Consider the following 3385-nt stretch of genomic DNA (forward strand, 5'->3'; position numbering starts at 1 on the left):
CATCAACGACACCGACTGCTCGGCCATCGACGCCTGCGTGTCGGCGCGCGGGTGCACGGTCATCAACTGCGTGGAGCCGTACGCGCCCCACTCGGCCAACGACGCGTGCCCCACCGGCCGCGGCTGCTCGGACCTGTTCCCCTGCTGAACCGTCGCCGGCGATCCGCGTGATCGCCATCGACCAGAGACAAGGGGGCACCCGCCACGCGGCGGGTGCCCCCTTTCCGTCGTATCCGCCGCGCCAGTCCTGGGGCGACAATTGTTTCCTTTGTCGTAGCCCGTTCGCGCCTTATCCTGCCCGTCGGATGATCCACGCGCGCACCGAAGTGACCGGGGGGAACATGGCCAGGATACTCGTGACGGGGGCGGCAGGCTTTATCGGGTTCCACCTCGCGCGGCGGCTGCTGGCGCGCGGAGACCAGGTCACGGGCCTGGACAACCTGTGCGACTACTACGACGTGGCGCTCAAGCAGGCGCGCCTGGCGGAACTGCTGCCGCACGGCGGATTCCGCTTTGTCCGCGCGGACCTGGCCGACCGCGCGGCCCTGGAGGGCGTGTTCGCGGGTGACCGCTTTGACGCGGTGGTGAACCTGGCCGCGCAGGTAGGCGTGCGGCACTCGGTGAACCATCCCCGCGACTTCATCGACAGCAACGTCGTGGGATTTCTCAACGTGCTGGAGGGGTGCCGCGCGGGCGGGGCGGGGCACCTGGTCTACGCGTCGTCATCGTCCGTGTACGGCGCCACGACGGCCCTGCCGTTCTCGGTGGAGGGCGGCGGCACGGACCATCCGCTCAACCTGTACGCGGCCAGCAAAAAGGCCAACGAGCTGATGGCGCACGCGTACAGCAGCCTGCACGCCCTGCCCACGACGGGACTGCGGTTCTTTTCCGTCTACGGGCCCTGGGGGCGGCCGGACATGGCACCGTTCCTCTTCGTGCGCGCGGTGCTGGAGGGCAAGCCCATCCTGGTGTTCAACCACGGGCAGATGGAGCGCGACTTTACCTACGTGGACGACATCGTGGAGGGGATCGTGCGCGTGCTGGACCGCCCGCCCGCGCCCGACGCGTCGTGGAGCGGCGACCAGCCCGTGCCGGGGGCGAGCGCGGCGCCGTACCGCGTGTACAACCTGGGCAGCCACCGTCCCGTGCCCGTGCTGCACCTCGTCCGCGTGATCGAGAGCTGCCTGGGCCGCCGCGCCGACGTGCGCATGCTGCCGCGCCAGCCCGGTGAGGCCCTCGCGACCTTTGCCGACGTGGAGGGGCTCGCGCGCGACTTCGACTTCTCGCCGTCCACGCCCGTGGAGGTGGGGATGCGCCGCTTCGTAGAGTGGTACCTGCGCTTCCATGGCGCCACCGCCACCGCGTCGCCTGTCGACACGGATGCCGCCCCGCAGGTGACGGCGGACGCCGCCTGAATCGCCCACCGCTCGACGCGCCAGCGGCGAGGGCGAGAACCCACTCCACCGCCCGGCTGCGTCATCCTGAGGAGCCGCCGCGCGATCCTGCCCCAGTCGCGATCCATGGCGGCGACGAAGGATCTTGTCTCCCTTCCTCTGCGGCTGCATCCGTGCACGGCCTCGCCCGGGACGGTTCGCGCGCCTTGCCGGAGTCCGTGGAGAGGGCGCAAGATCCTTCGTCGCCGCCATCGGTCGTGCCCAGTCGGGTTTCGCGCGGCGGCCCTCAGGATGACGCTTTCGGGCGAGGGCGTTGGGGCACCCAGCAGAGGCACGCTGGCGCTTTCGCGCCGGCACATTCGGACTCGTGCCGGCCGGCGGCGGTTCTCACGGATCACAATCGACATCATCGCATGAAGCTCGTCATCCACAACGCCGCGCGGGTGTGGGGCGGGAACGAGAAGTGGATGCTCACCCTGGCCGCCGGGCTCGCCGCCCGCGGCCACGATGTCGTGCTCTCCTGCCGGCGGGGCGGGGACGTGGCGCGTCGCGCGGCGGAGCGCGGGATCCGCACGGCGCACGCGCGGCCCGGGGGCGGGCTGGACCTGCCGCGCGCCCTCGGCTTCGCGCGATGGCTGCGGCGTGAGCGGCCGGATGCCCTGCTGCTCACCTCGTGGCGCGGCGGACCGTGGGGCGCGTGGGCCGCGCGCCGCGCCGGCGTGCCGCGCGTGATCGTCCGCCTGGGCATCGTGCGCACGCCGGAGCGCTGGGACGCGCGCCTGTGGTTTCGCCGGGGCGTGGACGGCATCATCGTCAACGCGCCGGAGATCGCGGACGCGTGGGCCCGCCGCGCCCCGTGGTATCCGCCTTCGCGCATCCACGTGATCCTCAACGGCATCCGCACGGACGGGGTGGATCGGCACGCGGCCAGCGCCCGGCTGCGTGCGGAGATCGGCGCGGACGCGGGGACGCTGCTGGTGGGCGGGGCGGGGCACGTGACGCACCGCAAGGGCTTCGACGTGCTGCTGGATGCGTTCGCGCGCGCGGGACTGGCGGATGCGCGCGTGGCCGTCATCGGCGACGGGCCGGAGCTGGCGGCGCTGCGCGCGCGGGCGGATGCGCTCGGCATCGCGGACCGCGTGCACTGGCTGGGCCGGCGCGACGACGCGGCGGCGCTCCTGGCGGGCCTCGACCTGTTCGTCCTCCCCAGCCGCAACGAGGGGATGGCCAACGTGATGCTGGAGGCCATGGCCGCCGGCACGCCCGTGATCGCGTCCGACATCAGCGGCGTGCGCACGGCCGTCGCGGCGGACGGCGACGCCCCGCCCGCCGGCTGGATCGTGCCGCCGGAGGACGCGTCCGCGCTCGCCGGCGCCCTGCGCGAGGCCGCGTCCCTGCTGCGCGCGGATCCGTCCACCGTCCGCGCGCGCACGGACGAGGCGCTGCGCCGCGTTCGCGCCCGCTTTGGCGTGGAGCGGATGGTGGACGAGGCCGAAGCCGTGCTATTCGGCTCACGCGCCTGATCGGCCGTCCCGTAGAAAGTCGAAGCCCCGTCTCGCTCGCTCGAGGCGGGGCTTTCGCGTGTGTCCACGCGGGCGGACAGCAGACGGGCTCCGCGCATCGGCGGGCGCGGTGGAACGCATCCGTCCCCAAGTGCGCGATGGATGACGTCCGATCCGGCCGCCGCCGCGCGCTTCCGTTCGGGCGGTGGCGCGATCGGGATCATCCTCATCCGACCGAGTGTAGATAAGTCGAGTGATCCCAGCGACTTGGATCAGCGGAGGATGATTGTTCCCGCCGTGGCGCGTTGGTGCCGGGTGGATACCGTGCACACAACATGTGGTGGAGGCGCTTGACGAAATGCCCCACGGGTGGAATCTTTCAGATTAGCCGCACGAAGGTTTGGGCGGCATCTCCCTGAAGATCATCTGCCGGATCAATCGTCTGCGCGTGCGCGGCCCGTTACAGAAACGTGGCCTCGCGGTCGACAA

Annotated in this window: 2 protein-coding genes; both read left to right on the forward strand. The window is 71.9% G+C overall.

Translation table 11 applies throughout. The features are described 5' to 3' along the window. Positions 1–341: 341 nt before the first annotated feature. A complete protein-coding gene (locus VFZ20_RS01270; RefSeq protein ID WP_349264048.1) occupies positions 342–1415 on the forward strand; it encodes an NAD-dependent epimerase/dehydratase family protein in 1074 nt (357 codons plus the stop codon). A 392-nt stretch (positions 1416–1807) separates the two neighbouring features. Continuing rightward, a complete protein-coding gene (locus tag VFZ20_RS01275; RefSeq protein ID WP_329681998.1) occupies positions 1808–2917 on the forward strand; it encodes a glycosyltransferase in 1110 nt (369 codons plus the stop codon). Positions 2918–3385: the final 468 nt, after the last annotated feature.

It is taken from the genome of Longimicrobium sp. (genome assembly GCF_036280135.1).
Lineage (GTDB): Bacteria > Gemmatimonadota > Gemmatimonadetes > Longimicrobiales > Longimicrobiaceae > Longimicrobium.